The organism is Streptomyces sp. NPDC058955 (assembly GCF_042741435.1).
GTDB lineage: Bacteria > Actinomycetota > Actinomycetes > Streptomycetales > Streptomycetaceae > Streptomyces.
This window is the reverse complement of the sequence record NZ_JBHYKM010000148.1, coordinates 14,674-16,021: the sequence shown is the minus strand read 5'-3', so window position 1 is coordinate 16,021 and position 1,348 is coordinate 14,674. Positions and strand designations below refer to the sequence as shown.

General features: G+C 74.5%; 2 protein-coding genes. Both read right to left on the bottom strand.

From position 1 onward, the window contains the following. Positions 1–48: 48 nt before the first annotated feature. Positions 49–321, bottom strand: a complete 273-nt coding sequence (locus ACFW1I_RS34560) for a chaplin (protein WP_384677424.1) — start codon at positions 319–321, stop codon at positions 49–51. A gap of 344 nt (positions 322–665) precedes the next feature. Continuing rightward, entirely contained in the window at positions 666–1,178 is a 513-nt protein-coding gene (locus ACFW1I_RS34555) for a hypothetical protein (RefSeq protein WP_384677422.1), read from the bottom strand. Positions 1,179–1,348: the final 170 nt, after the last annotated feature.

Below are 1,348 nucleotides of genomic sequence, written 5' to 3'. Positions count from 1 at the left end.
CCCCGGCCCTGGTGGGGCCGGGGGGACGCCCATGGGGCTCGGGGCGGATCAGCCGCCGTAGCCGCCGTTGTCCTTCGGGGCGTCGATGTTGGCGCAGCTGTTGCCGAAGGCCGGGTTCAGCAGGCCGATGACGTTGACGGTGTTGCCGCAGAGGTTGACCGGGACGTGGACCGGGACCTGGACGACGTTGCCGGAGGCGACGCCGGGCGAGTGGGCGGCGACGGCCTCGGCGCCCGAGTCGGCGACGGCCAGGCCGGCTCCGGTGAGGGCAACGGCACCGGTGCCGGCGAGAACGGCGGCAGCCTTGGCGATGCGAGACATCAGAACTCCTTGAATGGGTCGAGCGACCGCAGGGATCACGGCCGTCACTTCCGTTCAACGCCGTACCACGGGCGGGGTCACGGCCTTTGGGCCGAACGGGAGGGGGGAAATCGGAAAAGCCCGCGGGACGGGGCGGAATGATGGCCCGCGGTCCGATGTCCCCCCGCCGTCGGATACGACGGGCGGCACACCGGACCGCGGGCCGCGGCCATGCGACAAGCCTTCCGGTGCAACGACGAGAAGCCCGTGCGGTAGCGGGGAAGAATCGTGTCTTCACCCGCGCGGACCGCGTTCGTACGGAATTCCGAAATGAGGGGGGTGAGGGGGTGAAGGGGTGAAGGGGGTCAGCCGCGGCCGGGGGCGAGGCCGAGCTGGGAGTCGAGGGCGCCGCTGAGCGTGGGGGCGACGAGGCCGAGCTGCGGCGGGGCGAGGTCGGGCAGTCCGGCGAGGCCGTTGCCCTTCGGCGCCTCGACGGGGTTGCCGAGGACGGCGCCGGGGGTGGCGGCCGCCATCTCGGAGTGCGGGGTGGAGAAGAGCGCGCGGCCGGGCTCGCTGCCCTCCAGGAGCTCGGGGAGCGGGGCGTCCACGACGGTCTTGGGCAGGGTGCCGGTGAGCGGGACGCTCGGCAGGGTCACGTCGGGCAGCGCCCCGAGGCCCTTCTGGAAGCCGGTCGGCGCGCCGGGCACCGGTACCGGGACGCCGGTCGCGACGGTGGGGGCGTCCATCGGCAGGACCGGTTCGAGGCCCTGGAGGGGGACCACCACCGGGGCCTCGACGGCGGCGGCCGGGACGGCCATGGCGGCGGAGGCGAGCGCGGTCATGAGAAGGCCCATGCCGGCCTGAGAGCGCAGAGTCATGCCGTGTGAACGAGCCCGTCGGCCGAAACGTCGCGCGTGGTTCCCCCATGTGCAGCAACACCAGGGGCCCCCCCCCGGGGGGGGGGGGGGGCGGGGGGTGTGTGGCGGAACACCGTGTGTTGGTGTGTGGGGGGGGGGGAGGGCGCGCGGGGGGGCCGCCGGGGGGGGGT

Coding starts and splice junctions, on each gene's coding strand:
- ACFW1I_RS34560 (WP_384677424.1), bottom strand. CDS start 321: ATGTCTCGCATCGCCAAGGCTGCCGCCGTTCTCGCCGGCACCGGTGCC.
- ACFW1I_RS34555 (WP_384677422.1), bottom strand. CDS start 1,178: ATGACTCTGCGCTCTCAGGCCGGCATGGGCCTTCTCATGACCGCGCTC.